The organism is Campylobacter hominis ATCC BAA-381, assembly GCF_000017585.1.
In the GTDB taxonomy this organism is placed as follows: Bacteria; Campylobacterota; Campylobacteria; order Campylobacterales; family Campylobacteraceae; genus Campylobacter_B; species Campylobacter_B hominis.
This window is the reverse complement of record NC_009714.1, coordinates 1-25,834: the sequence shown is the minus strand read 5'-3', so window position 1 is coordinate 25,834 and position 25,834 is coordinate 1. Positions and strand designations below refer to the sequence as shown.

The window sequence follows — 25,834 nt, the reverse complement described above, 5'->3', positions numbered from 1 at the left end:
AGCCATATTTTTGTGATAATAAAATTAAAGGTATAAAGAATTTATATTACATTCTTTGCAAACGTTTATAAATCAAATCTTTTTATAAAGCGCCTGCCCTACTTTGTAAAAATTATTCCCCTGCGAATCTATAGCGATAATTGCAGGAAAATTTTCTACCGTTATGCGCGCGAGTGCCTCAGGACCAAGCTCAGGATAAGCCAAAATCTCATATTTTTTAATACTTTGACTGATTAAAGCGCCGGCTCCACCGATTGCAACCATATAAACAACGCAATTTTTAATCATAGAATCGATAACTTCTTTGCTTCGATAACCTTTTCCAATCATTCCGCTTATTTTACCGACTTCAATCATTGTTTTAGTGTATTTATCCATTCTGCCGCTTGTAGTAGGTCCGGCGGATCCTACTGCCTGCCCAGGTTTGGCAGGAGTAGGACCCATATAATAAATAGTTTCGTTTGTAAAATCAACGGGCAATTTTACACCTCTTGCAAGTGCTTCCGTAATAGCTTTGTGGGCGGCATCGCGAGCTACTATAAGCGTGCCAGTGATTAAAACATTATCTCCTGCTTTTAGAGTTTTTACTACTTCTTTGTCAAACGGTGCTTTTATATGTTTTACTTCTGACATTTTTACTCCTTTAAAGCTCTATTGAGGCATGTCTTGCTGCGTGGCAATTGATATTTATAGCTACAGGAAGTCCTGCTATGTGAGTAGGGTACCATTCTACATTTACTTTAAGCGCGGTTGTAATTCCGCCAAGTCCTTGAGGCCCAACACCGGTTTTGTTTGCAAGTTCAAGAAGTTCGTCTTCAAGTTTTGCATATCTAGGATCCGGATTTTTACTATCTACTTCACGCACTGCGGCAATTTTAGCTAAAAGCGCCGCTTTATCCATAGTTCCTCCGATTCCCACACCGATTACTAAAGGCGGACAAGAATTTGGTCCTGCATATTTTACGGCTTCCAAAAACAGTTTTTTTACACCTTCCAGGCCATCTGCAGGAACAAGCATTTTTAGCATAGATTTATTTTCACTGCCAAAACCTTTTGGTGCAACCTTAATTCTAATTTTATCGCCTTTTATAATTCTTGTATTTATTACAGCAGGAGTATTGTCTCCTGTATTTTTACGCTCATAAATAGGTTCGTTTACGACAGATTTTCTCAAATAACCTTCCGTGTAACCTTTTGCTATACCGTCATTTATTGCATCTTCTATGTATCCGCCAATCACATGAACATCTTGGCCCACTTCCAAAAATACGACACTCATTCCGGTGTCTTGACAAATCGGCATATGTTTTTCTTCGGCTATTTTACCGTTTTGTATTATTTTGGATATTATGTCTTTTCCAAGCGGTGAAATTTCTTTTACAGCAGCACTTCTGAATGCCTCTTTCATATCAGGCGTTACAATACAGCACGCCTGTTTACAAAGATTTGCCACAGCTTCAACGATATCATCATATTTGATTTCTCTCATATCAGACCTTCCATAATTTTGAAAATTTTATTCATCTATTTTATCTTTATTCGTAGCATGAACTTCTTTTTTTATTACTTTTAAACTATAAATAGATCTGCCATCCATTTTTAAAACTTCATATATACAGTTTTCGTCTTCGATTTTGTCTCCTACTATCGGCAAGCAACCCAAAAGATTAAAAACATATCCGCCTATTGTCATTTGCTCCGTCTCATCATCGAAGCTGATATTCATTATGTCTTCAACTACTTCTATTTCACTTCTGCCACGAAATTCAAATATATTTTCACCAAGTTTTTTGTAAATTGGTTGGTTTTCGTCGTGTTCATCATTTATATCACCGAAAATTTCTTCCACAATATCTTCCATAGTGATAAATCCCGCCGTTCCGCCGTATTCATCAATTACTACTGCAGCAAAAAGTCTTTCTTTATTCATCATCGGTAAAATTTTAGCAATAGAACTGTTTTCCGGAACAATCAAAATTTTTCGCATTATCTGATCAAAATTTTTAATGTCTTTTTGTCCTAAAATATCTCTTATGTGAATCATTCCAAGGACATTATCTTTATTTCCATCTATATAAGGAAATCTTGTAAATTTTGATTCCAATATGATTTTATAATTTTCATCAAAACTTTTTTGTTTATTCAAACATATAAGTTCTTTTCTTGGTGTCATTATTTCTTTTGCTACGGTATCGCTGAAATCAACCGCATTTTTTATAATTTCGGTTTCCAGCGAATCAAGCACTCCGCCTTTTAAACTCTCACTTGCAATTATTTTGATTTCTTCTTCCGAATGCTTTAAATCGCTATCTTTGGCACGTTTTATGCCTATAAGTTTTAAAATTCCGATAGATAAAAGATCAAAAATTTTAATAACGGGTGAAAAAATTATCCAAAAAATATGAAGCGGTTTTGATACAAAAAGTGCAGCTTTTTCAGCCTTTGCAATTGCGATTGATTTTGGAACCAATTCACCGATTACGACATGTAAAAGGGTAATAAGCGTAAAAGCTACAATAAAAGCTATCGAATGAATAGCCACTTCATTCATATGAAATATCGCAACCATCGGCTTTTCAATAAACCAAGCCACCGCCGGTTCTCCAATCCATCCAAGAGCAAGAGAACTAAGCGTTATGCCAAGTTGCGTGGCGCTTAAATAAGTATCAAGTTTATTTGACATATCAAGAGCCAGTTTCGCATTGGGAATTTTGTCTTTGACAAGTTCTTCGAGGCGAGTTTTTCTGACTTTTACAATTGAAAATTCAGATAAAACAAAAAATGCGTTTAAAAGTATAAAAACGAAAGCTAGAATCAACATAATAAACGAGTGATCCGTGTCCAAAATTTTAATCCTTTAAAATTTAAAATAGCCGATTATAGCAAAATTTTATAAATTTAAAATACTTTTATGATATTTAAAATTTCGCTTAATTTAGAATTTCTATCAACTGAAATTATATAAAAAATTATGTATGATTTAATTTTAACCTAAAATTTAAGTTGTATTTTTGGGATATCGTCAAAATACAACGTTTAATTTATAAATAAATTTTTTCAACTTAAAACTATTAAATTTCCAGTTATAAAATTCTTGCCGCGTTTATTGATCTTTTTTCAGAATTTCAACAATAGTTTTTGGTAACAATTTGTGCTCAAGTTTATGAATTTTGGCTTCCCATTCTTCAAACGTGCGATTTTTACGTGAAAAAGTTTTTTGGGCGATTATTTTTCCGCCGTCAAGTTCGGCTGAAACCCAATGCACTGTAATTCCACCAACTTGCATATCGCTTTTATAACTTTCTTCGATTGCGTGTGCGCCCTTAAAAAGTGGCAAAATCGCAGGATGTAAATTTATAGCGCGCAAATTTTCAGTAAAAATAGGCGTAAGAATTCTCATAAATCCTGCCAAAACGACTAAATCAACATCATATTTTTTTATTTCATCAACCAAAGCGGCATCAAACTCTTCTCTGCTTGCAAATTTTTTATTGTCCATAACAACACTTGTTAGTCCATATTTTGCGGCTTTTACTATACCGCCGGCATCCGGTTTGTTAGTTAGTGTCATTACAACTTCAATTTTTATATCTCCAAAAATTTTACCGTGAAGCTTTTGTAAAATCGCTTCCAAATTTGTTCCGCTACCGCTAAAAAGCACTGCTATTTTTTTCGTAACCATTTTAAACCATCCACAATATCAAATGCGTTTATTGAATAATCGTTTTTTTTACAATTTTCAACACTTAATGCATGAGCCAAAACACCGTTAATAGCGGCATTTAATATCTCATAACCTTGCGCTATAAATCCTGCTATTATGCCTGCTAACGCGTCTCCGCTTCCACCTTTTGCAAGTTTTGAACTTCCAAGAGGCATTATATAAAGTTTTCCGTTATACGCTATTATTGTATTTGCACCTTTTAAAACTAAAATTTGAGGAAATTTAAGACTGAAATTTCTGGCAAACTCAAAACGGGCATTTTGAATTTCGCTCACACTGAGTTCGCCGATTCCGCAAATTTTAAGAAGCGATCCGAATTCTTTTGGATGTGGCGTTAATACCATATTTTTGTTTGTTTGTAAAAGTTCCAAAAGTTCATCTTTATAAAACATATCTGCATCAATAACACAAATTTTATCCGTCAACTCATTAAAATTTATGTCAACTTTTCCTAACCCGCAACCGATAACTACGATTTTAGCACCATTTAAAGATTTTTTTTGCATAAGAAGCGGTGAAATTTTAAGCCCTCTATCGCTAACAATACTAACAAGTCCTGCGCCTATTGCATGTGCCGAAAGTCCTGCAATTTCAGCCGCTCCGCTCATATCGCCGCAGCTAACAAAAACATGTCCGAAATCTCCTTTGTTAGTATTTTGTTTGTTTCTGCATGGTAATACCAGATCTTTTTTTGTCAGTAAAAAATCCTGCGTTAAATTTTTTGTAAAATTTTGCTCGCAAATGCCTAAATTAGCGCATTTTATATGACCTACAAAATCTTTTGCCATATCACTGTAAAGGCAAAGTTTGAGCGCTCCCATTGTAACTGTAATATCAGCTTTAAAAATTTCATTCGCCGTGCTTCCATTTTTACGCAAACCGCTTGGAACATCAACTGCGATTTTCAAAACCTTTGTTTTATTCGCTTCGTATAAAATATAAGATATTTGTGGTGACAAATCACCGTGAAATCCGCTTCCAAAAACGGCATCAACTATACAATCGCTACTATTTAATAATTTTACCAATTTTTCATGTGAAATTTCATTGCATTCTAAAGAAGCGGACCTGTCATTATATTTTTCATCTGAAATTTCAAATAAATGTATAAATTCCACTCCGACTTTTTTAGCGATTTGCATTTGAAATTCCAACATTTCGTTTGATTTTTTACCTAGAAAAAGTGCATAGCACTTAAAATCTCCGGATAATCTTCTTAAAGCGCAAATTCCGTCGGCTGCATTATTTCCGTTTCCTATCAATGCTAAAATTTTACGATGTTTTTTTAGTTTTTTGCGAATTTCAATTTCAATTTTAGAAGCCGCATTTTCCATTAAAATTTTTTCGCTAAGCCCAAAATTTTCAGATGCATTTTTATCAAATTCATCGCTGCTAAAATATAAATTTTTCAAATTTCATTCCTTATTCTAAAGCTCAAAGCTTCTAAAATACTGCTTTTATCGATAATTTCGCGGTTTGCAAGATCAGCAATGGTTCTTGCTACTTTATACGTTTTTATAATTCCTCGTTGAGATAAATTATAGCGAGAAACCGCCATATCAAATACATTTTTAGCATCTTTTTCTAGCCTACAGAACTTAATGACATCTTTATCGCTCATTTTACCATTCAGTTCGCTTTGACCGCGTTTTTTGACAATATTAAAAACCGCCGAAACCCGCTCACTCATTTCACTGCTTGTAATGCCGCTTCGATCGAAAGGCGAAATTTCATCCATCGCGACATAAATGTCAATTCTATCTAAAATAGGTGCTGAAATTACGCTTTTATATCGTTTTATATCGTTAAAAGAGCAGGTGCAGGTAAGATTTTTTGAAAACAAATTTCCGCACGGACATGGATTTTGAGCGGCTGCGAAAAGAAATTTAGTTTGATATTCGACCTTCGAATTTACGCGTGATATTAAAATTTTATTGTCTTCCAGCGGCTCACGCAAACTTTCAAGTATTTGTTTTGAAAAGTGCGGAAACTCATCAAAAAATAGTTCTCCACCATTTGCAAGTGCTATTTCACCGACTTTTGCAGCATTTGATCCGCCACCGAAAATAGAGCTTCTAGTAGATGTATGATGAGGACTTCTAAACGGTCTAAGAGCGCTAAAATCGACATCTTTGCTATTTAACGATTCGTAAGCGCTTGCAAGCATAACTTCTTTTAGACTTTGCGGCGGCAAAATGTATCTGATACGCTTAGCACACATACTTTTACCGCTTCCGGGGCTTCCTTCAAAAATGATATTATGCATTCCTGCTGCCGCTATTAAACTGGCTCTTTTTGCCCTGTCCTGCCCTTTTACATCAGCAAAATCAAGCGAAAAATCGCTATTTGCAACATATTTTTCGCCGCAAATTTCAAGAACATTTTTAAAAAGCGGATGAATTTCACGAACAAGGCAGGTTTTTGCAAAATCATCGTCCATAAAAAATCTAACCGCATCACTTAAATTTTCTACCGCATAAACTTCATAATTTGGAATAGCTGCAGCTTTTAAAGCAATCTGTTTAGGAACCAAAATTTTAGCGTGTTTTATCTTCGCGCTCAAAAAAAGTAAAATTGAAAAAAGAGAAGCTGTGCTTTTTAATGCACCGTCAAGCCCCAATTCACCGAAAACAAATATATCACTTTCAAAATTTTCACGCCCTAAAGCTATCAAAAGCGCTATAGCAAGATCAAAATGTGAGCCGTTTTTTGGAGTGTCGGAAGGGCTTAAATTTATTATGATTTTTTGTGCCGGAAATTTGAAATTTAAAGCATTTAAAGAAGATTTTACGCGTTCTTCACTTTCTTTAATGGTAATTCCTGCCAAACCTACAACTTTAAAGCCTGGAAGTCCCCTTAAAAGTGTGGATTCTACATCTACTTCGGTCAGCGTATCGGTAAAAGTCGCACACTTTAAAAATTTCATTTTTTTTCTTTTAAATGTTTTTTAAATTCTTTATCAAATTTTTTTCGTTTGTTATAGCCGATTTTTTCTATAAACAGATGCCCGTCAAGATGATCGATTTCGTGCTGGATACAAACAGCTAAAAGCTCTTGAACTTCCATTTCTTTAGTTTCACCGAAACGGTTTTGAAATCCCAGTTTTACAAATTCGGCTCTTTTTACATCTTCATAGTATCCTGGAACCGATAGACAGCCTTCCTGATATATTATCTCACCTTCTTGAGTTAAAATTTCAGGATTTATAATTTCAAGTAAATTTTCTTTTTTTTGTTCATCGTTTTCATCGACTAAATTTATTACAATTGCGCGAATAGGACGACCGACCTGAATTGCAGCAAGTCCTATTCCTTTTTTTGAAATCATAGTTTCGTACATATCATCTAAAAATTTACCAAGTTCGTCATCAAATTTTTCTACTTTTTTTGATTTTTGATAGAGTTTTTTATTCGGATATGTCAAAATTTCCAAAATCATTCCGTTAGGCTTTTTTCAAGAACTTTATCTATAAGACCGTATTTTACAGCCTCTTGCGCGCTCATATAAAAATCTCTATCAGTATCTTTTTCTATTTTAGAAAGTTTTTGTCCGGAATTTTCAGCTAAAATTTTATTTAAAGTAGCTTTTATTCTTAAAATTTCTTTTGTGGTAATTTCTATATCGGTAGCTTGTCCTTGTGCGCCGCCAAGCGGTTGATGTATCATTATCCTGGCATTTGGAAGTGCATATCTTTTGCCTTTTTCACCGCAACTTAATAAAAAAGCCCCCATAGAAGCGGCTTGACCTATACAAATCGTGCTGACTGCCGGCTTAATGTAATTCATCGTGTCATATATGCTAAATCCGCTCGTAACCACTCCACCTGGACTATTGATATATAAATAAATATCTTTATCCGGATCTTCGGCTTCCAAAAACAGTAGTTGAGCTACGACCGAACTTGCCACTTCATCATTTATTTCACCGCTTAACATAACAATTCGATCTTTTAATAAACGCGAATAAATGTCATAACTGCGCTCTCCACGGCTGGTTCGCTCGATTACATAAGGCACAAACATTATTTTTCCTCAGTTTTTTCGCTTTTTTTATCTTTACTAAAAATATCGTTAAACAATTTTTCTTCAAGCAATGCCATTTTTACAACAGGCAAATATCCGTTTGTGCGATATTCTTCAAGATGTTTTTTAGGATCCATACCATATCTGTAGGCTTCCATATATACAGCACTTACAAGTTCCTGATCGCTTACTTGAATTTTTCTATCTTTTGCGATTTCATCAATTAAAAATGTCATTTTTACGCTTTTTACAGCTTCATCTCTAAATTCATCACGTTTTTTAGTCAAAGCGTCTTTGTCTTTTCGGAAATTTTCAATCTCTTCTTTACTGAAAGTTCCCCATGCATTGCGGAATTGCAAATCAATTTCTTGCTCTAAGATGATTTCAGGCATATCAAAAATAAAATTTTCCACTATAATATCTGCAAATTTCGGTTTTAACTCTTCATTTATGAGTTTTGCCATCTTATCGGCTCTTATTTGTTCTTTAATTTGCGCTTCAAATTTTTCTTTGCTCGGCTCTTTTTCACCCGGCATTAGTCTTTTTAAAGTTTCGTCATCAAGTTCGCCTATTTTTTTACATTGAATTTCATGTAATTTTACTTTAAAAATCGCATCTTTTCCAGCTAAATTTTCAGCTTGATAATTCTCGGGAAATTTTACTTTTATATCTCTTTCTTCATCTATTTTCATACCGAGCATACCATCTTCAAATCCCGGAATAAATCTACCTGAGCCAATTTCAAGAACATAATCTTGAGCTTTTCCACCATCAAAAGGTTTGTCATCCACAAAACCCTCAAAGTCAAATTTTGCAAAATCGCCTTTCTCAAGGACTTCTTTATCTGATTTTTCAAGTGGCGCTATCATTAGTAAAAATTCATTTATTTTTTCATCAATCTCTTTTTTGGTAACTCTTGGAGTGGCAAATTCCGGAATAAATTTTTCATATCCATCAATTTTTACTTCAGGGCGAAACGACATTTTCATTTCAACATCTATAATCCCGTCTTTTTCTTCATATTTTGAGAAAATCGGCTCGCCTAAAATTTCATTTTTTTCTTTGCCTAAAATTTTCAAACTTTCATCAACAAAATTTCTAAAAATGTCGTTTTTAGCATCATCTTCAAGCTCTTTTTTATATCTTTTTAAAACGGCTGCTACAGGTGCTTTACCTGGTCTAAAACCATCAATTCTAACTTTTTTGGCTGTTTGTTTTGCCAACTCATTTACTTTCTCATTGATACTTGCAGTAGGTATTTTTGTGCTTGCAAGAGCATTTGCTGAGTTTGTAAGTTTTGCACTTATTTCCATAAAATTCCTTTAAAAATTTAAAAATGTCTGTAAATATATCAAAATTTTGCTTAATTTATAATATGCATAAAATAATTTTAGCACACTTTAATACTAAACTTTAAAAATCTCTGCGATAGCCGAAATTTGAGTTTTGCAGCCGACGCTTTCATTTTTTTCCAAATAAGAACATTCAAGAATCGGGCAAAGCACAGAAGCAAAAAAACGGTTTAAACTATCTTGCGTGATTTGTGAATTGAGCGCAAATCCTACTATTTGCATAAAAATTCCATGCCCTATCTCAAAACCAAGTCTTGAATCTTTTGAAATAAAATCATTTAATTTTTTGCAAAGAATTGCGTAGCTTGCGCCGTTTTTTATGCCTTTTTCAATCATAAAATTTTCTATCAACGAATAATCACAGCTCATTTTTACCCAACTGAAAATTTTGGCGCTGCTTGGCGAAATTCCGCGATTATAGCCGTTTGTAGCGCATATCACATAAAGATTTTTCGGTATTGCGAAATAGCTGAGTTCATCTTTTACAACAACGCTAAACTCATTTTTTTTAGCTTCGTCAAGTTCATCGATAAAATGTGAATTTTTTGTGCGAATTAAAGTAAGATCGTCATTCGGATCGTATCGTCGCTCCAAAAGTTCCATACTTTCTCCAAAAATTTCATCGAAATTTCCGCTATTTGCATTGTCAATTATACAAAAATATTCATTTTGCGGATCATTTAAAGCTTTTTTACAAAGCTTTTTAAACTCGCCGTTTTTAAATTTACCATCCGTAAAGCCGTCGATAAAGTCCGAATAGCCGAAATCTTTATGGAATGAAATAAATCTGAAAAAGTTGGATTTGACATTTTTTTCTTTTAAAATTTGACGAATTTTGCGCGTTTTTCCGGCCCCGATTGCGCCGTAATAAATAGTGTTTTTATTTATTTTTTCGCTTTCAAAAGTGCTCGCAAACTCCAAAAACATCTGCATAGACACAAACTTTTCCAATTTTTCGCCATCTCCGAAAAAATTGAAATTTTGTAAAAATGCTTCGCTCAAAGTGCTGAAATCTCCAAAATTTTCGATTTTTTTACCGAAAAGTTTTTCAAAAATTTCGGCTGTTTTTTTATCAAAAATAACGCTTCCTCGTTCTCCTGCCATGCAAAAGGCGCTTGCGATTTTATAAAGTTCGTTATGTGGAAAAATGCTGAAATTTTCACTGTCTGCAAGCTCAAAATTTAACATCGTATCATCACTTGCAAATATTTCAATGTTTGCAAGATTTCCTTTGAAACAATCTCTTATAAACTCTATTAAAATAAGCGGATAATTATGAAGCACAAAATCAAAATAATATGATACCAAAGTAGGATCAAGCGCTGCAAAAAGACGGTAAATAAGCTCGTAAAATTTTATTATTTTGTTCTTAAAATTATTGCGTTTTTGGCGATCTTCACAAGTGGAATTAAAATTTTTGGCGATGTTTTCCGCAAAAACATAAAGTGAAATTATATTTTTATCATTTCCTTTTAAAATATCACTTACGCGTAAATTCGAACCGGTAAATACATCTTTTTTGCTTTTAATGCGATCTTTAAAAATAAAATCAAAATAAAAAAGATCGATATTGCTGTCGAAAAACCTTTCCATAAAAAAATATTCAGCATGATTATAATTTTCTCCAAGTTCCAGTATTTTAGTGCTTCTGGCATTGCCGTCACTTGAATTGATATAAAGATTTTGTAAAAAATCGCTTTCATTTTCATCAAATGCAACGACTAAATTTTTGAGTTCTTTTAAGTAAAAAATAATTTCTCTTTTTTTCTTTATCACATTTGTATTTTTACTCTTAGATGACCATCTAGTCGCTATTTTACACACATCTGCACTATTTGAAAGAACCATAATTTTTCCTTTTTATTTAAAATTTGTCTTTATTTTATCAAATTTTATTTTAAAAGTTATTTTATTATAAAAAATATCCGCAAATACAAAAAATTCCAATATAAAATTTATAAACGCTAAATTTACAAATCAGTGTTATAAGGCTAAATTTTATACATATTAACAATACCGATTTGAGAGAAAATTTTAAAATTTTTCTCTCGATTGAAAATTTTTAATTTTCGTAAAAATCGTCGCTGTCTCCGTCATCATAACTATAATCTCCGTCATCATAACTATAACCGTCATCGTCAAATATCGAATCATCAAAGTCATCTTGATCCAAATCGTCTTCCTCTGTGTCAAAGTCGAAATTTTCGTCCATTTCGTCTTCAAACTCGCTCTCGAAATCGTCATACATTTTCATGTTCTGTTCCTTTTGGGTTTTTAATTTCAATTTTTGGAAATTTTTCGATATAAAGACTTTGAGATGGAAAAGCGAACTCAGTGTCATATTTCTCTACAATTTCCATAATTTTTATCATTATATCTTGTTTTACTCTATAATATTCATCACGTTTTATCGTCTTTGTAAAGCATTCAATATAAATATCTATAGACGAATCGGAAAATTCGTTCAATGAGACATACAAAGTATTTTTATAACCGGCTAAATCGTCAACCGAAACCATATTTTGTTTATAAAACATTTTAAGATTATTTTGATTTAGTGCGTTATCTTTCGGTTGAGCAATATCAGGATGATTTAACAGCATAGCTTCGATATCATTTACGCAGTTTTTAATCTGCTCGGCAGTAGAACTGTAACTGAGACCGACCGTAATTTTTATTATTCTTCCGACTTTTCTGCGATTCCAGTTTTTGATGTTGTTTTCCATTATTTTTGAGTTCGGAACAGATACAAGAGCATTGTCAAATGTTCTTATCAAAGTTTTTCTAAGTCCTGTTTCTACTACAGTTCCTTCTACATCGCCAATTACTACCCAGTCTCCTTGAGAGAATGAATTATCAAAAAGCAGTAAAATTGAAGCAAAGAAATTCGCAATTATATCTTTTGTCGCAAGTGCGATAGCAAGTCCGCCGATACCTAGTGAAGCGATAAGTGCTGAAATATTAAATCCGAGTCTGCTTAACACAAATAAAAGCGCTATAATGACGACTATAATATATAAAATTTTTATGATTAAATTTATCACCTCTTTTCTACCGCTTTTTCTAGCGATTGAGCCAAGAAGCATTATTCCATATCCATCTAAAATTTTTATGATGAGCCACGCATAAAGAATTATGTAAATAATTGAAAAAAAGTTTCCGAATTTTATAGGAACAGGCGCAGGATAATAAAAAATAGCGGAGCAGATATCTATCGCATAAGCGATTAAAAGCACGCCCAAAGGCTTTTTGATAATATCAATAATTTGTATTTTTATAGCCTCGCTGTCACCGGATTTATTAAAAATTTTAAATATAAAATAAATTATTTTTGCCAGAAATTTACGCAAAGAGTAGAAAAATAGTGTAATGATTATAATCAAGATCCATTTTCCGGCATTGATTTTGTTTGTATTAAACGGCATTTTATCATTAATATAATTAAGTATTTGCTTTAAATTTAAGCCTGTAAATAAAATATTGCTCGCGAGTAAATCGCTGTTTTGAAGCAGATAATTCAAAACCTCGTCGGAAGTTATTTTATATACTTTAAATTTTTCAAGAGTTTCGTTTATCTCATCTTTTTGTTTGCTGTTGAGCAAATTTTTTTTATTTAAAATTTCATCCGTATAATCATACAATGTCGCATATTCGGTTTCCAAATCAAGTAAAGCTTTTCTGAATTCATTTTGAAGCTCACTTTTTTTTGCACCGTTTATAAAAAGATTTTCAGTTTTTATAAAAGTAGTAAAAAATATCTCGTTTATTCGCATTGAATTAGCCAAAATTTTCGTTTTTATATATTCGTAAGAATATTGATTTTTATTTCTGGCTAAAATTCGCTCGACTCTTTCTTTCTTTTTTGTATATTCTATGACATTTTCGCGGCTGATAGTTTGATTCGTGATTGCCATCGGAATTTGTTCCAATAACTTTCTTTTATTTTCATTCAATGTTGCAAGTTCGCTAATAGTGGCATTTGAATCATTATGACCACTAAGCAGTAAAATTTGCTTGTTAATTTCAGCCAACTCTTTTAAAACGGAAATTAAAGCGGGTGAATCGGAAAAATTATTTTCATTTGCTTGCGAGTTTGCTATTTTTTCCGCGATGATATCCACAACTTCATCGGTTTCATTATTTTCGCCGTGATTTAGCATCTGAACGACTTCCTGCTTTATCTCGGTTTTATTTACATCACTTATATTGTTATCGCCGGTAGTGTTATTTTCAGCATTTGCAAAAACTGCTAAAATAAATATTGAAATAAATTTTATTATAAACTTCATTCTGCTTCTTTTTTAATTAAATGGAATTTTTTATCATCAAAACTGTAATTAAAAATTTCTCCGGTTTTTATCATGTAATGCCAACCGTAAATTTTAATTTCACCTGCATTAAATTTTTCTTTTATAAAAGGAAAAGTAAGCAAATTTTCAACGGAATTTACCACATTTAAGCGCTCTGTTAAAAGCGCTCTTTCCGAAATATCCGTATTTGATTCATGTAACACTTTTTCTTTTATAGAAAAAATCGGATCCAACCAATGCAATAAATTAGGCATATTTTTTAAAGTTTCCTTTTTTTTGTAAACTGCCGCGCAACCGCCGCAATTATTGTGCCCGCATATAATTATATTTTTAACTTTTAATGATAAAACCGCAAACTCGATATCCGATGCGATATCTAAAAATTTATCGCTTTGTTCATAAGTAGGAACGATATTTGCGATATTTCGCAAGACAAAAATTTCGCCCGGTTCGGTATGCGTTATAAGATTTGGAACTACTCTTGAATCGGAACAGCAAATAAACAACGTATGCGGTTTTTGGGAACTTGCCAAATTTTCAAAAAGTTTTTTATATTTTTTAAAATCATCTTGCATAAATTTCAGTGCACCGGTAATTATTTGATCCATTTATTTTCCTTAAAATTTTGATTTTAAAAGCAAAACTTCCACAATTTCGCCCTTTTTCAGCTCGGTTTTTTCCAGCGGCGCTAAAAACAAATCCGAATTTATCAAGTTTGAAATTATAGCTGAACTTCCGCTTTTTTTACCATAAATACTTGCAAAAATTTTTGTATTTTCTATTTTTAATGAGCAAGGCACAAATTCTAAAAATTTTGATTTTTTCATATAATTTTCCGCTAAAACAGCCGAAATTTTAAAATTTTCGTGAATATTTAAAATCTCATTTAATGTTTCTCGTACAAATAAAAAGCTCATCACAGCGGCTGAAACGCTAAATCCAGGAAGTGCAAAAATAAGTTTTTCACCAAATTTTGCGATTTTTATATGACGGCCCGGTTTTACTGCGACTTTATCGATTAAAATTTCAAAGTCAGGTGAGTGCATAATATCTCTCATAAAATCATAATCTCCGACGCTGACGCCACCTGTCGTGATTAAAAAATCGCAATTTTCAAGCGCTTTTTCTACGGCATTTTTAAGCGCATTTTTATCATCTTTTATAATCGGCAAAACTTCGCTATCGCCACCCCAGGAATGAATCAGCGCATTTAAAATTATATGATTGCTGCTGTAAATTTGAGAATCGTTTTGCGCTTTTTGACCTATTTCCAAAAGTTCACTTCCTGTTACTAAAATCGCAATTTTCGGGCGAGAAAAAACATTTATTTTGCTAAATCCAAGCTCAGCTAAAAGTCCAAGACTTGCAAAATCCAAACGAGTGCCCTTTTTAAGCAAAATTTCATTTTTTTTGTAACTTTCGCCTATTTTTCTTACCGCAAAATTTTCGCTCACACTTTCTTTAATTAAAATTTCATCATCGCCTGAAATTTCAACATTTTCAATCGGAACGATAGTATCGGCGTTTTCGCATAAAATCGCGCCCGTAAAAGTTTTCACGCATTCAGCGCTTTTTATTTTAAAATCCGGAAATTTTCCGGCAGGTGTTTCACCTAAAATTTTAAATTTTAAAATTCCGTTTTTCAAATCATCAAAACTGACGGCATATCCATCCATACTTGCAGTTTTAAAGCGCGGAAAATCATTTTTTGCTTTTAAATCTATGGCTAAAATTCTTCCCGAAGCGTCATTTATGCAAACATTTTCCACACGCTCATAAACAGGTAAATTTGCCTTTAAAATTTTCAAACTTTCATTATAATCAATCATAAAATTTCTAAAATTTGCCTTTCACTGATTACTTTTCGGTTGTATTTTATCACAAAATTTTCATTTGTTTCATAAAATTCTACAACTCCGTTTATACTACCTAAAACACTAAAATTTCGCACTTTGAATTTATCAAGATATAAATTTTTAAAATCATTCGGATTTGTAAGTTTTAGCAAAAGCCAAAACCAGATAATGCCTAAAATCGCTACAAAAATCGCCAAAATGCTAATATGAAAACCTACAATAATTCCGCCCGAAACGGCACCGATAAAGCTGCCGAAATATCCTGCGGAATTAAAAATTCCAAGAACTTCACCGCGTTGTGAAATTTTGGCAAATTTTGACGCGACAGATTGCATTATAGGTTCGTGCATATTAAATCCGATAAAAAAAATCACAACTCCGACTGAAAAGCTAAGAACCGAATGAGAAACGGCGAAAATTATAAAACTGACGATAAAAAATAAAATTCCTGCAAGTAAAATTCCTTTAGCAAGCCCACGTCTTTCGCCCATAGCACCAGAAAAACCCATAGCAAAAAATCCAAAAAAAGTAGCTATACCGTAAATTTTATAAAGTTCGTTCTTATCAAAATTAAAATCTTTTACAAGCACTATCGGAATTATTACAAAAGCCATTGTCATAAACATTTTTTGCAAAAAACTAGTAAGATTCATTAGAGTTAAATCTTTATCTTTTAAAATTTCTAAAAAAGGTGTTTTCTGCTTTAAAGATTTTATTTTAGGCTCTTTTGGAACAATTATATAAAGCAAAATAAGGCAAAATATCGTAAGATAAGCACTCAATTCAAATAAACTTGAAATCCCGAATTTTGCACTCAAAATTGGACTTAATATCATTGAAACGGCAAAACTGAGTGCAATCATCCCGCCCATTATCGCCATTGCTTTGCTGCGTTTTTCTTCAACTATAAAATCGCTTATCAAAGCGGTCGCCACAGCTCCTACAGCGCCGCTTCCCTGAAGAGCTCTACCTATAATCATCGTAAAAATATCATTACTGAAAGCGCAGATAAAAGAACCGATTATAAAAACAATAAGTCCTAAGCAAAGAGCATTTTTACGCCCTATTCTATCACTCAGCGCACCGAAAGGCACTTGAAAAATCATTTGCATAACTGCGTAAATACCGATAACCAGACCTGTTAAATTTTCGCTCGCACCTTTTAAATTTAAAGCATATAAACTAAGAACCGGTAAAACTATAAAAAGTCCAAAAAATCTTGTTGCGATAATAAAAGATAGTGGTAACACACTTCTAAACATAAAATTTCCTTTCGCCGGATTTTATCAAATTAAATTAAAATTTTTGGTAAAATAAAATAAAAATTTAAAGGAAAGTCTGTGAAAATCATTCTTGCTACAAGTAATAAAGATAAAGTAAAAGAGATAAAAGCATTTTATAAAAATTATGAAATTTATGCACTTAACGAAATTATGCAACCTTTTGAAATAAAAGAAACGGGCTCGAGTTTTAAAGAAAACGCGCTTATAAAAGTAAATGCGGTTTATAAAAAACTAGAAGAAATGAAACTTGAAAATGAATTTATGGCTCTTAGCGATGATAGCGGCATTTGCGTGGATATTTTAGGCGGCGCTCCTGGAATTTATTCGGCTCGTTACAGTAATGATATGGTTATTCATCCGACAGATGAAAGCAACCGCGCAAAACTGATTTCCAAACTTCATAAAAAAAATGTAAAAACTTCGCCTGCACATTATACGGCCTGTATTGCGCTATCTTGCAAATCAGGAAATTTTACGACACACGGATTTATGCACGGAAGAGTGATTGATGAAGAACGTGGAAATAACGGCTTCGGATATGATTTTATGTTTATAGCGAACGGTTTTTCAAAAACAATCGGCGAACTTGATGAAAATACAAAACTTAAAATATCTCACCGATCAAAAGGGCTTTTTCTGATGAGCAAAATTCTAAAAATTTTAAATAGAAGTTTTTGATAAATATAAAATTTCACTTTAAAAATAAAAAGCACTATTGCTTTTAGCTGTAAATTTTAACTTCGTTGACCAAAAATTCATAAACTCTCTGTTGCAAAATAGCCTCATTTTCATCATCACTCATAAGTCTTCTGAGATGTGAGAAATCTATTTTTTTTACAAATCTATGATGTAATTTCAGTTCGTCATCAATCTCTTTTAAAAGCATATCGATATCAAAATTTTTATACTCGTATACTTTTTTGATATACTCTTTTACTGTTAAAATCAATACTTCTTTACGTTTTTCATCATTTGCATAAATTTCACTTGCTATTTCATTAAGTTCGTCAAAATCATTATCGCAAATTTTGCTTTTTACAAGTAAAATTGCTGCAAAAATTTTTGCGCGAAATTCAAGTGATCTGTGATGATAAATAAAAAATTCTCTAAAAAACGAAAGAAAATGTAATTTAACGCCCATCTTTTATAACCTTATTTTAAGTAATTTTTACTATAATTTCAATTCGCCTCTTCTTAGACCTGTGCAACGATATTTTTAAGCACCGTTTCAGGGTAGGAATACAGCAGAACACTTGATCTTAGCGTGTGCCGCAGCAATCTGGGAAGGGGTCTTAAAGATTCAAATACTCCTTAAAATCCTTACAAATTTCATTAAAATTTACGTTTTCTATGCTTTTATTGTTTTCAAAAAAGTCATTCATTCCTTCATAAGCTTTAACCAATTCATTGCTTTTTATACCGTAACTTATGGAAATTCCGGCTTCAAAAAGTGCGGCGATTTTATCGCAAAATTTTATTGCTTTACCGTCAATCGCATTTAATTCATTTGTATTTGCACTATTCATACTGCCATCTTTAAATTTTGCTTCACCGTCCGTAAAAATGCGGTTTTCAAACTCATTTTTTACAAATTTATTTTCGATTTTTCTAATTCCGAGAATATAAGCAAAATCATCTTTTATATTTTCCGGCACAAAAGGTAAAATTTTTTCATCAATAAGACGCATTTCATATTCGTTGATAATTTCATCAATGCCGTTTATTCCGTATTTTACGGGGCTTATAATATCTCTTGTAAGACTTTCCGGCAAATCATGAAAAAGTGCACAGAAAAAGTTATGAATTAAACGTGAATCGCAGGCTTTAACTTCAAGAGAGTAAAAATAACTCAAAATCGCAACGATTAGCATGTGTCCAAGTACGGATGTTTCAGGCACACGCGGCGTTTGTGTCCAACGCTTTTGAAATCTTAATCTTCCGCCGAGATCAATAATTTTGGCAAGTTTTTTATTCATCACAATTTTTCTAACGCCGATAAGTTCGTAATAATCTTCGAGTTCGGCTTCGACATTTGTTTTAAGTTCTTCAATATCGCTTAAAAATTTACTTGCATTATAAACAAGATTAAATTCCCAACGAGTCGCCAAATATCCTGCCGCTTTTAATATAAGGCACTCTTTTTTATGATCTTTACTTTGCAAAAAATCGGCGAATCTACATAAAAACTTGCCATCTTCGATATCATCGATATCTTTTTCCAGTTGAGCTAAAATAAGTCCATTTAATTCGTTTTTTTTTGTTTTTTGAATTTGATGAAATACATCCGGACGAATATCGGTAATCACAATGCGAGATAAAAATTCAAAAATTTCGCCTTCAATTATATAACGTAAATCGGCATCTTTTTCAAAACTTGCCAAAAAATAAGCGATAATAAACTTATGAGCCTGTTTATCAAGTTCAACTAAATTTAAAGTGCGTGGATAATCATTCCAACGACTTATAAAAGCACTTTTGAAAATTTTTTCAATTAAACTTGCTTTTATCATTTTTTCACTACTTTAGGCGAACTTTTATCGATTTTTGCAAACGGTTCACGTGAAGCATTTTTACGCGGTTTGGATTTGAAATTTTTATCCGTTTTTTCAAATTTTTTCTCACTGAAATTTCTTTTTTCAACCGGTTTTTTATCTTTTTTTTCAGAGAAATTTTTAGAAATAATATCGCTTGAAATTTCAATTGTAGTATGAACATTTCCGCGCGGATTAAAATCAGCCGCGATTTTCATATATTTCGGTTTCAGTTTTTTTTCAAGAACCGAATAAATTTCATTTATACTGTCTTCGTGACTTATATGACGATTCATAAAAGAGTTTATATAAAGTTTAAGCGCTTTTAATTCAGCCACAAACTCATTTGGAATATATTCCAAATAAATAGTGGCAAAATCAGGATATCCCGATCTCGGACACAAGCAGCAAAACTCAGGTAAAGTTATTTTTATAACAAAATTTCGTTCATTTTTATTCGGCCAAATTTCAAAGTCTTTTTCAACATCGAAATTTAAAATTTGTGATTCGCCGTATTTTAAATCTTCCATATTATTTCCTTAAATCGGTTGGTTTATCTATATAAAATCCTTGCGCATAATCGACGCCAAGTGCAGTGACATCGTCAAATAGCGGTTTTTTATCGACAAAACGCATAATTGTTTTTATGCCTAAAATTTTGCAGGTTTTATTTAAATTTTCAAAAATCTGACGAATTTTGTTATCATTTATAAATTTATTAAATTCCATATCATAAATAACATAATCGATATTTAAATATTTAAAATATTCAAAACTTGCATTTTCACCACCGAATTGTGATAATGCAAAACTGAATCCCAAGGATTTGAATTGTTCGATAATTTCCGCAAAACGTGAAATTTCAGGGTAAATTTTACTTTCATAAAATTCAAAAACGACCTTTTTAGGATCAATTAAATTATTGTCAATCAATCTTAAAATTTCACGACGAAAAATAGAATTTCGCAGCGTAGAGGCAAAAATTTCTATAAAAACCTTATTTTTTATCTCTTTAAAATATACATTTTTGCAAATGAATTTTAAAAAGTTCACATCATAATTCAATTCGTATTTATTTTTTAATATCACATCTAAAAGTCTGGATTTACTTATTTCACCGATTCCATTTATATTTGTGGAAATTTTTGAAATGAGATATAAAAATTTTTCGTCATTTGAAGTAGATTGTATGCTTTGCGTTCTTACATGAAAATTTTCTTCGTCTATCATCTTAAATATCGAATTTTCAAGTTCATCTACAATATTTATTTTTTCATTGTCATTTTGATTTATTTCATAAAATAATTCATCTATGATATTTGAAATATTATTGTCAAAATCGCTTCCTACAATTGCAAAATTGCTTTTTACTTCAATATTTTTTATATTTTGATTTAAAATTTCATATTTGAAAATATTTAATAAATGTCTTAATGTATTTTCTTTTTTATCCACATAAAATATAAAATTTCCGCTTGTAATCATACCTATTTTAAGATGATAAATTTTATTTTTTTTCATAAAATCATCTAATTTTTCAGCAAAAATTCTTAAAATTTCATCGCCGTTTTTATATCCGTAACGATCGTTTATATCAACGATATTTTCCACTTTCATAAGTACAAAATTTACCGGATTGCCGTTTTTTAATCTCTTACTTAAAATTTTAATAATTTCAGGACGTGAAAAAACTTTACTTACAGGATCAATTAAACTTTTGTTGAAACCAAGATATATCAGATAAACTGTATAATAAACATTACACAAAAATAAAATAACGAATAGAATAATATCTTCCCATGCAACTTTATCTTTTATATTGAAAAAAAAGAAAAAAAATGCAAACATGAGAATAAATGGAATTGCGATTTTAAGCGAAAGAATAAAACGATTCTCCCGCTCCAAATTTTCACTGTAAAGCATTATATATCCAAATGTTTGACATCTTTTGCATGAGTTTGGATGTAATCGCGTCTCGGTTCCACCTCATCGCCCATAAAAAGATTAAATGTATCGCTTGCGCTTTCGGCATCACTTATACTGATTTTTACCAGTCTGCGGTTTTCAGGATTCATAGTAGTTTCCCAAAGCTGTTCGGGATTCATTTCACCTAAACCTTTATAACGTTGTATATAAGCGCCTTTTTTCGCATTTTTTTCTATATCGTCTAAAATTTCTATAAAATCCTTTTTAAAATCCAAATTTCTGTCTTTTATTTTTCCGTAAAGATAAACCGCCTCTTCAAAAAGATTGTTTGTAAATAAACTGTCATCTATTTTAAGGCGTTCCAAACCGTTTGGAGTTTGAACGTAAATTAAAATTCCGTTTTCATTTACACGTGAATTTAAAATATTAAAATTCAAATCTTCAATTTTAGTTTTTAAAACTTCAAAAAGTTCATTATAACTCATACTTCTTGCTTCTTCGTTTTCTACAAGATATCTAACCGCACTTATTAAACTGAAACGTTTTTTAAGTTCATTTAAAATAGAACGATATGAAGATACGATTTTTAGGAAATCAATCAAATCATTTTCACCGATACCCTCGAATTCACCGACTTCTATACCTGTTTGAATTAAAAATTCACTCAAAGCTTTTTCATCTTTTAAATAAATCTCTTTTTTACCTTTTTTATATCTGAAAAGCGGCGGTTGAGCCAAATATACATAACCTTTTTCGACAATCGGTTTTAAAAATCTAAAAAAGAATGTTAAAAGCAAAGTTTGTATATGACTACCATCGACATCGGCATCGGTCATAATTATAATTTTATGATATCTTAGTTTTTCTTCGTCAAATTCGCTTCCAACACCACAGCCGAAAGCAGTTATCATATTTTTAATCTCTTCCGAACGTAAAATTTTTTCCAAATATGCTTTTTCCACATTTAAAATTTTACCTCTTAAAGGTAGAATTGCTTGGAAAACTCTATCTCTTCCCTGTTTTGCAGAGCCTCCAGCACTATCTCCCTCGACTAGATAAATTTCACTGATACTTGCATCTTTACTTTGACAATCCGCTAATTTTCCAGGAAGCGTTCCGACACCGAAACTCTCTTTTTTTCTTGTTAAATCTCTTGCTTTTTTAGCGGCTTCTCTACCACGTGCTGCAAGTAAAGCTTTATTCATTACGGCTTTTGCTTCAATAGGATTTTCTTCAAAATATTTACTAAGAACGTCAAAAGTCATTTTTTGAACGATAGGTTTTACATAAGAGCTTCCAAGTTTTCCTTTTGTTTGTCCTTCAAATTGAGGCTCAGGAACTTTTACGCTTATTATTGCGATAAGTCCTTCTCTTACATCATCGCCTGTGATTTTTGTATCTTTTTCCTTTGCACTTGCATTTGCATTTATATAAGTTGTAATTGCTCTAGTAAGCCCTGCTCTAAAACCGGCTTCATGCGTTCCACCTTCGGGCGTATGAATATTATTTACAAAGCTAAGTAAATTTTCACTGTAAGTTTCATTATATAAAAGAGCGAAATCAACGGCTACATCATCGATTGTATCACTAAAACTGACGGATTTACTGACAATTTGTCTGTTATGGTTAAGATCTGTTACAAAGCTTTCCAAACCACCTTCAAAATGAAAACATTCATCTCTGCCGGTGCGTTCATCTTTAAAATTTATTGTAATTTTTGGATTTAAATATGCAAGTTCTTTAAATCTTTTACTTAAAATTTCATCATCAAATTCCAAAATTTCAAAAATTTCACTATCCGGCCAAAACTCAATTTGTGTTCCCGTTTCTTCCGTATCACCGATTATTTCAAGGTTATTAACAGGAATTCCTTTTGAAAATTCTTGGCGATAAATTTTACCGTTTCTTTTAATTGTTGCAATAAGTCTTACTGAAAGAGCATTTACAACGCTAACTCCAACACCGTGAAGTCCACCTGAAACTTTGTAAGTATCTTTATCAAACTTTCCTCCTGCGTGTAAAACAGTTAAAACAACAGTTGCAGCAGGAATTTTTTCAGTCGGATGAATATCCGTTGGAATTCCACGACCGTTATCCGTTATAACGGCACTTCCTTCTTTTGTAAGTCTGATATTTACAGTATCACAATATCCTGCCATAGCTTCATCTATTGAGTTATCGATGACTTCATAAATCATATGATGAAGACCGCCTATATTTGTGTCTCCGATATACATTCCGGGACGTTTTCTGACAGCCTCCAAACCTTTTAAAACTTTAATGTTTCCTGCACCGTATTCCATTTTTTTCCTTTTATGCTATTATTGGCATTATAATTGTTTTTAAATCTCCACTGCTTACACAAAATGCAGTTTTTTCATTGTTAAAATCAAATTTAAAACTGTTTTCTTCAATATTTGATAGAAAATCCATTAAAAATTTATTTCTAATTGAAAATTCTATTTGATTTTCTATTTGTATTGAAGTTTCGATTTCAGTTTTAGCTTCACTGTTATCTTCACTTATACTTTCAAAAAGTATTGAATTATTTTTAATTGTTATTTTCATAGAATCACACATAGAATTTATGGCTTTTATACCTTCTACCATTTTATCCCTTGGAAGCATTACACTTTGAGAATAAACAGTATCTACAAGTTTATCATACATCGGAAATTTTCCGTTTATAAGTTTACTGAAAAATTCAAAACTTTCACTAACAGCTAAAAATACGTTCGCATCATAAAAAATTTCCACTTTATCACTAAAAAGTTTTTGAATTTCATTTATCGCTTTTTTAGGAATTATAATTTTTTCATTTGCTGTTGATGTTTGGTTCGGTATCGTATAAAGTGAAAGTCTTTTTGTATCTGTGCTTACCAAATTTATCTGTTTTTCTTTTATATCAATCAAGGCTCCGTTTAATTCATATTTTGGATTGTTTGTATCTATAGAAGGAAATATTTTTTTAAGACTTCTTCCAAGAATGATTGAGTTTATTTCAAAACGATTTTTATTTTCTATCGTAGGAAATTCCGGAAAATCAGTGTAATTATACATCGGAAGTTTATATTTAGATCTTTTTTGTTTTACAAATAGGGAATTTCCTGCAGTTTCCAATGTAATTTCGTCATCTTCAAGACCTTTTATCGCATTCATAAGTTTACTTCCGTTTGCAGTTGCATATCCTTCGTCTATAACAGTTACATTTCTGTTTTTATAGCTTAGACCTATTTCATGATCTGTAGCTTTTATACTTAAAACTCCGTCCATAGCACTTATTAGTATGTGAGAAGTAATTGAACTGAGATCTTTTTTTTCTAAATAAGGGTTTGTGTAGCTTACTATACTTTCCAACACACCTTTTTTGACTATGACTTTCATATTTTTTCCTTTTTTAAATTTTTAAAATTTTGTTTGTTGCAGTTGTATTTGAATTTATGTGAAAAACTTTTTTAAAGTTCGGTTTTATAATATTTTTAACCGCTTTAAAATTTAAAAATCTTTCACATATATTCACTTTTTTGCCTTTATTTTATTTTCAAGTTCTTCAACTTTTAATTTTAAATAATTATCATCAGTCATCAATTCTTTTAATTTTCTGATATTATGACTTACTGCGCTGTGATCTTTCAAACCGAAAAATGAAGCGATTTTAGGCATTGTATTCTGCGTCAAATTTTTGCAAATATAAATTGCAACTCTTCTTGCTTTTGCTACATTTTTTGTTCTGTTTTTTCCTCTGATTTCACTTGGTTTTACATTAAATTCCGAACATATCATTTGCAGAATTTCTTCAAATCCAACATTTTCGGAATTATTTTTATAAAAAGAATCTTTTAAATTCGCTTTTACGAAATCAAGTGAGATTTCAGTGTTTATTAAACTTTGATAAGCTCTGATTTGAGTTAAAATTCCTTCCATTTCACGAACATTATCCCCAAGATTTGCAGCTATATATTCTATTACATCTTTATTTAATGTAAGTCCGTTTAAACCGGCTTTTTTAGTTAAAATTCCTATTTTTGTATTTAAATCGGGCGGATTTATATTTGCTACCAAACCACTTTCAAAACGGCTGACCAGTCTGCTTTCAAAATCTTTTAAAAGTTGAGGTGGTTTGTCATTTGTAATTACAATTTGACAATTTTTATTTTTTAATTCGTTAAATGTATGAAAAAGTTCATCAATTGCGGCTTTTCTTGTACTAAGAAGTTGTATATCATCTATCAAAAGTAAATCGCAGGTTCTATATTTTTCTTTAAATTTATCGGTTGAGTTTGTTTCGATGTGAAATTTTAATTCATTTGCAAATTGTTCACTAGTAACACAAATCACGAATTTTCCATCTTTTATGCAATAATTTCCGATACTTTGAAGTAAATGTGTTTTTCCAAGACCGCTGTTTCCGTATATAAAAAGCGGATTATATCTTTCACCGGGATTTTCCGCCACAGCTTTTGCACAAGTATAAGCGAAGCGATTACTATCTCCGACTATAAAATTTTCAAAACTGAAACTTCCGCTTAAAATTGTGCTTTTAAATTTATTTATACTTTTATTTTGATCTTTTTTTAAATTTTTTTCTTTTCCGTCGCTTATAATTACTACAGGTTTTACACCCGTTTCAACTTCATATATATCAGCGATTTTTTTAGAATATTTTGTATTTATAAATTTAGCTATATAAGGATTTGAAGCTATATATATGATATAATCCGGTTTAGAAGCTTTGTCGTTAAATTTCAACTTTTTGATATAATTTTCCCATTCTTCTGTTGAAATTTGATTTTTTAGGCTTTGTAAAATTTTATCCTGTATAGAAATCAA

24 protein-coding genes and 1 other RNA gene are annotated in these 25,834 nt (G+C 31.6%); 2 read left to right on the top strand and 23 right to left on the bottom strand.

What is annotated here, in order from left to right; all coding sequences use genetic code 11:
- Positions 1-72: 72 nt before the first annotated feature.
- From CHAB381_RS00145 to CHAB381_RS00075, 15 genes are all read right to left on the bottom strand, one after another.
- Positions 73-633: a Fe-S-containing hydro-lyase gene (locus CHAB381_RS00145; protein ID WP_011991493.1), complete on the bottom strand. Its 561-nt coding sequence runs from the start codon at positions 631-633 to the stop codon at positions 73-75.
- A gap of 10 nt (positions 634-643) precedes the next feature.
- Positions 644-1,489 carry a fumarate hydratase gene (locus tag CHAB381_RS00140; RefSeq protein WP_011991492.1) on the bottom strand — a complete coding sequence of 282 codons (846 nt, stop codon included), beginning with the start codon at positions 1,487-1,489 and terminating at the stop codon, positions 644-646.
- 27 nt (positions 1,490-1,516) lie between these two features.
- Positions 1,517-2,821: a hemolysin family protein gene (locus tag CHAB381_RS00135; protein ID WP_041570430.1), complete on the bottom strand. Its 1,305-nt coding sequence runs from the start codon at positions 2,819-2,821 to the stop codon at positions 1,517-1,519.
- Between the two features lie 282 nt (positions 2,822-3,103).
- Positions 3,104-3,682, bottom strand: coding sequence for a phosphoribosylglycinamide formyltransferase (gene purN / locus CHAB381_RS00130; protein WP_011991490.1), 579 nt, complete (start codon positions 3,680-3,682; stop codon positions 3,104-3,106).
- Positions 3,664-5,136 carry a bifunctional ADP-dependent NAD(P)H-hydrate dehydratase/NAD(P)H-hydrate epimerase gene (locus CHAB381_RS00125; protein ID WP_011991489.1) on the bottom strand — a complete coding sequence of 491 codons (1,473 nt, stop codon included), beginning with the start codon at positions 5,134-5,136 and terminating at the stop codon, positions 3,664-3,666. The genes purN and CHAB381_RS00125 overlap by 19 nt, the downstream gene beginning before the upstream one ends.
- The gene (locus tag CHAB381_RS00120; protein ID WP_011991488.1) at positions 5,133-6,650 is read right to left on the bottom strand and encodes a YifB family Mg chelatase-like AAA ATPase; all 1,518 of its coding nucleotides are present in this window, start codon (positions 6,648-6,650) and stop codon (positions 5,133-5,135) included. Before CHAB381_RS00120 ends, CHAB381_RS00125 begins: the two co-directional genes overlap by 4 nt.
- Positions 6,647-7,162, bottom strand: a complete 516-nt coding sequence (def, locus tag CHAB381_RS00115) for a peptide deformylase (protein WP_011991487.1) — start codon at positions 7,160-7,162, stop codon at positions 6,647-6,649. Before def ends, CHAB381_RS00120 begins: the two co-directional genes overlap by 4 nt.
- On the bottom strand, positions 7,159-7,746 hold the full coding sequence (clpP, locus tag CHAB381_RS00110) for an ATP-dependent Clp endopeptidase proteolytic subunit ClpP (RefSeq protein ID WP_011991486.1): 588 nt from the start codon (positions 7,744-7,746) through the stop codon (positions 7,159-7,161). Before clpP ends, def begins: the two co-directional genes overlap by 4 nt.
- Entirely contained in the window at positions 7,746-9,059 is a 1,314-nt protein-coding gene (tig, locus tag CHAB381_RS00105) for a trigger factor (RefSeq protein ID WP_011991485.1), read from the bottom strand. Before tig ends, clpP begins: the two co-directional genes overlap by 1 nt.
- A gap of 93 nt (positions 9,060-9,152) precedes the next feature.
- On the bottom strand, positions 9,153-10,946 hold the full coding sequence (locus CHAB381_RS00100) for a 5-methylcytosine-specific restriction endonuclease subunit McrB (RefSeq protein ID WP_011991484.1): 1,794 nt from the start codon (positions 10,944-10,946) through the stop codon (positions 9,153-9,155).
- A gap of 214 nt (positions 10,947-11,160) precedes the next feature.
- Positions 11,161-11,352, bottom strand: a complete 192-nt coding sequence (locus tag CHAB381_RS00095; protein WP_011991483.1) for a hypothetical protein — start codon at positions 11,350-11,352, stop codon at positions 11,161-11,163.
- The gene (locus tag CHAB381_RS00090; RefSeq protein ID WP_011991482.1) at positions 11,339-13,387 is read right to left on the bottom strand and encodes a mechanosensitive ion channel family protein; all 2,049 of its coding nucleotides are present in this window, start codon (positions 13,385-13,387) and stop codon (positions 11,339-11,341) included. Before CHAB381_RS00090 ends, CHAB381_RS00095 begins: the two co-directional genes overlap by 14 nt.
- Complete coding sequence (locus CHAB381_RS00085) at positions 13,384-14,016, bottom strand: carbonic anhydrase (protein ID WP_011991481.1); 633 nt, start codon at positions 14,014-14,016, stop codon at positions 13,384-13,386. Before CHAB381_RS00085 ends, CHAB381_RS00090 begins: the two co-directional genes overlap by 4 nt.
- Before the next feature lie 9 nt (positions 14,017-14,025).
- Entirely contained in the window at positions 14,026-15,237 is a 1,212-nt protein-coding gene (locus CHAB381_RS00080) for a molybdopterin molybdotransferase MoeA (RefSeq protein ID WP_011991480.1), read from the bottom strand.
- A complete protein-coding gene (locus CHAB381_RS00075; RefSeq protein WP_011991479.1) occupies positions 15,234-16,526 on the bottom strand; it encodes an MFS transporter in 1,293 nt (430 codons plus the stop codon). The genes CHAB381_RS00080 and CHAB381_RS00075 overlap by 4 nt, the downstream gene beginning before the upstream one ends.
- 78 nt (positions 16,527-16,604) lie before the next feature.
- Here CHAB381_RS00075 and rdgB point away from each other — a divergent pair, with 78 nt between their 5' ends.
- On the top strand, positions 16,605-17,225 hold the full coding sequence (gene rdgB, locus CHAB381_RS00070; protein WP_011991478.1) for an RdgB/HAM1 family non-canonical purine NTP pyrophosphatase: 621 nt from the start codon (positions 16,605-16,607) through the stop codon (positions 17,223-17,225).
- A 43-nt stretch (positions 17,226-17,268) separates the two neighbouring features.
- Here the strand turns inward: rdgB and CHAB381_RS00065 are convergent, their stop codons facing one another.
- Positions 17,269-17,688 carry a hypothetical protein gene (locus CHAB381_RS00065; protein WP_011991477.1) on the bottom strand — a complete coding sequence of 140 codons (420 nt, stop codon included), beginning with the start codon at positions 17,686-17,688 and terminating at the stop codon, positions 17,269-17,271.
- Between the two features lie 50 nt (positions 17,689-17,738).
- On the opposite strand from CHAB381_RS00065, the gene ffs reads away from it, so the two are divergent.
- Positions 17,739-17,836: signal recognition particle sRNA small type (ffs, locus tag CHAB381_RS08555), an RNA gene on the top strand.
- A gap of 3 nt (positions 17,837-17,839) precedes the next feature.
- Here ffs and CHAB381_RS00060 read toward each other — a convergent pair.
- From CHAB381_RS00060 to dnaA, 7 genes are read right to left on the bottom strand one after another with little or no spacing between them, the layout of a single operon-like run.
- On the bottom strand, positions 17,840-19,057 hold the full coding sequence (locus CHAB381_RS00060; RefSeq protein WP_011991476.1) for an HD domain-containing protein: 1,218 nt from the start codon (positions 19,055-19,057) through the stop codon (positions 17,840-17,842).
- Positions 19,054-19,608, bottom strand: a complete 555-nt coding sequence (gene queF, locus CHAB381_RS00055) for a preQ(1) synthase (RefSeq protein WP_011991475.1) — start codon at positions 19,606-19,608, stop codon at positions 19,054-19,056. The genes CHAB381_RS00060 and queF overlap by 4 nt, the downstream gene beginning before the upstream one ends.
- 1 nt (position 19,609) lies before the next feature.
- Positions 19,610-21,001, bottom strand: coding sequence for an EAL domain-containing protein (locus tag CHAB381_RS00050; protein ID WP_011991474.1), 1,392 nt, complete (start codon positions 20,999-21,001; stop codon positions 19,610-19,612).
- Positions 21,001-23,307 carry a DNA topoisomerase (ATP-hydrolyzing) subunit B gene (gene gyrB / locus CHAB381_RS00045; RefSeq protein WP_011991473.1) on the bottom strand — a complete coding sequence of 769 codons (2,307 nt, stop codon included), beginning with the start codon at positions 23,305-23,307 and terminating at the stop codon, positions 21,001-21,003. Before gyrB ends, CHAB381_RS00050 begins: the two co-directional genes overlap by 1 nt.
- A gap of 10 nt (positions 23,308-23,317) precedes the next feature.
- A complete protein-coding gene (gene dnaN / locus CHAB381_RS00040; protein WP_011991472.1) occupies positions 23,318-24,388 on the bottom strand; it encodes a DNA polymerase III subunit beta in 1,071 nt (356 codons plus the stop codon).
- Between the two features lie 13 nt (positions 24,389-24,401).
- Positions 24,402-24,524 carry a hypothetical protein gene (locus CHAB381_RS09065; protein WP_011991471.1) on the bottom strand — a complete coding sequence of 41 codons (123 nt, stop codon included), beginning with the start codon at positions 24,522-24,524 and terminating at the stop codon, positions 24,402-24,404.
- The gene (dnaA, locus tag CHAB381_RS00035; protein WP_011991470.1) at positions 24,521-25,834 is read right to left on the bottom strand and encodes a chromosomal replication initiator protein DnaA; all 1,314 of its coding nucleotides are present in this window, start codon (positions 25,832-25,834) and stop codon (positions 24,521-24,523) included. The genes CHAB381_RS09065 and dnaA overlap by 4 nt, the downstream gene beginning before the upstream one ends.

Coding starts and splice junctions, on each gene's coding strand:
- CHAB381_RS00060 (WP_011991476.1), bottom strand. CDS start 19,057: ATGATAAAAGCAAGTTTAATTGAAAAAATTTTCAAAAGTGCTTTTATA.
- gyrB (WP_011991473.1), bottom strand. CDS start 23,307: ATGGAATACGGTGCAGGAAACATTAAAGTTTTAAAAGGTTTGGAGGCT.
- queF (WP_011991475.1), bottom strand. CDS start 19,608: ATGGAAGATTTAAAATACGGCGAATCACAAATTTTAAATTTCGATGTT.
- CHAB381_RS00065 (WP_011991477.1), bottom strand. CDS start 17,688: ATGGGCGTTAAATTACATTTTCTTTCGTTTTTTAGAGAATTTTTTATT.
- tig (WP_011991485.1), bottom strand. CDS start 9,059: ATGGAAATAAGTGCAAAACTTACAAACTCAGCAAATGCTCTTGCAAGC.
- CHAB381_RS00075 (WP_011991479.1), bottom strand. CDS start 16,526: ATGTTTAGAAGTGTGTTACCACTATCTTTTATTATCGCAACAAGATTT.
- clpP (WP_011991486.1), bottom strand. CDS start 7,746: ATGTTTGTGCCTTATGTAATCGAGCGAACCAGCCGTGGAGAGCGCAGT.
- CHAB381_RS00135 (WP_041570430.1), bottom strand. CDS start 2,821: ATGTTGATTCTAGCTTTCGTTTTTATACTTTTAAACGCATTTTTTGTT.
- CHAB381_RS00090 (WP_011991482.1), bottom strand. CDS start 13,387: ATGAAGTTTATAATAAAATTTATTTCAATATTTATTTTAGCAGTTTTT.
- purN (WP_011991490.1), bottom strand. CDS start 3,682: ATGGTTACGAAAAAAATAGCAGTGCTTTTTAGCGGTAGCGGAACAAAT.
- CHAB381_RS00085 (WP_011991481.1), bottom strand. CDS start 14,016: ATGGATCAAATAATTACCGGTGCACTGAAATTTATGCAAGATGATTTT.
- CHAB381_RS00100 (WP_011991484.1), bottom strand. CDS start 10,946: ATGGTTCTTTCAAATAGTGCAGATGTGTGTAAAATAGCGACTAGATGG.
- def (WP_011991487.1), bottom strand. CDS start 7,162: ATGATTTTGGAAATTTTGACATATCCGAATAAAAAACTCTATCAAAAA.
- CHAB381_RS00080 (WP_011991480.1), bottom strand. CDS start 15,237: ATGATTGATTATAATGAAAGTTTGAAAATTTTAAAGGCAAATTTACCT.
- CHAB381_RS00120 (WP_011991488.1), bottom strand. CDS start 6,650: ATGAAATTTTTAAAGTGTGCGACTTTTACCGATACGCTGACCGAAGTA.
- CHAB381_RS00095 (WP_011991483.1), bottom strand. CDS start 11,352: ATGAAAATGTATGACGATTTCGAGAGCGAGTTTGAAGACGAAATGGAC.
- CHAB381_RS00050 (WP_011991474.1), bottom strand. CDS start 21,001: ATGCTTTACAGTGAAAATTTGGAGCGGGAGAATCGTTTTATTCTTTCG.
- dnaN (WP_011991472.1), bottom strand. CDS start 24,388: ATGAAAGTCATAGTCAAAAAAGGTGTGTTGGAAAGTATAGTAAGCTAC.
- CHAB381_RS00140 (WP_011991492.1), bottom strand. CDS start 1,489: ATGAGAGAAATCAAATATGATGATATCGTTGAAGCTGTGGCAAATCTT.
- CHAB381_RS00145 (WP_011991493.1), bottom strand. CDS start 633: ATGTCAGAAGTAAAACATATAAAAGCACCGTTTGACAAAGAAGTAGTA.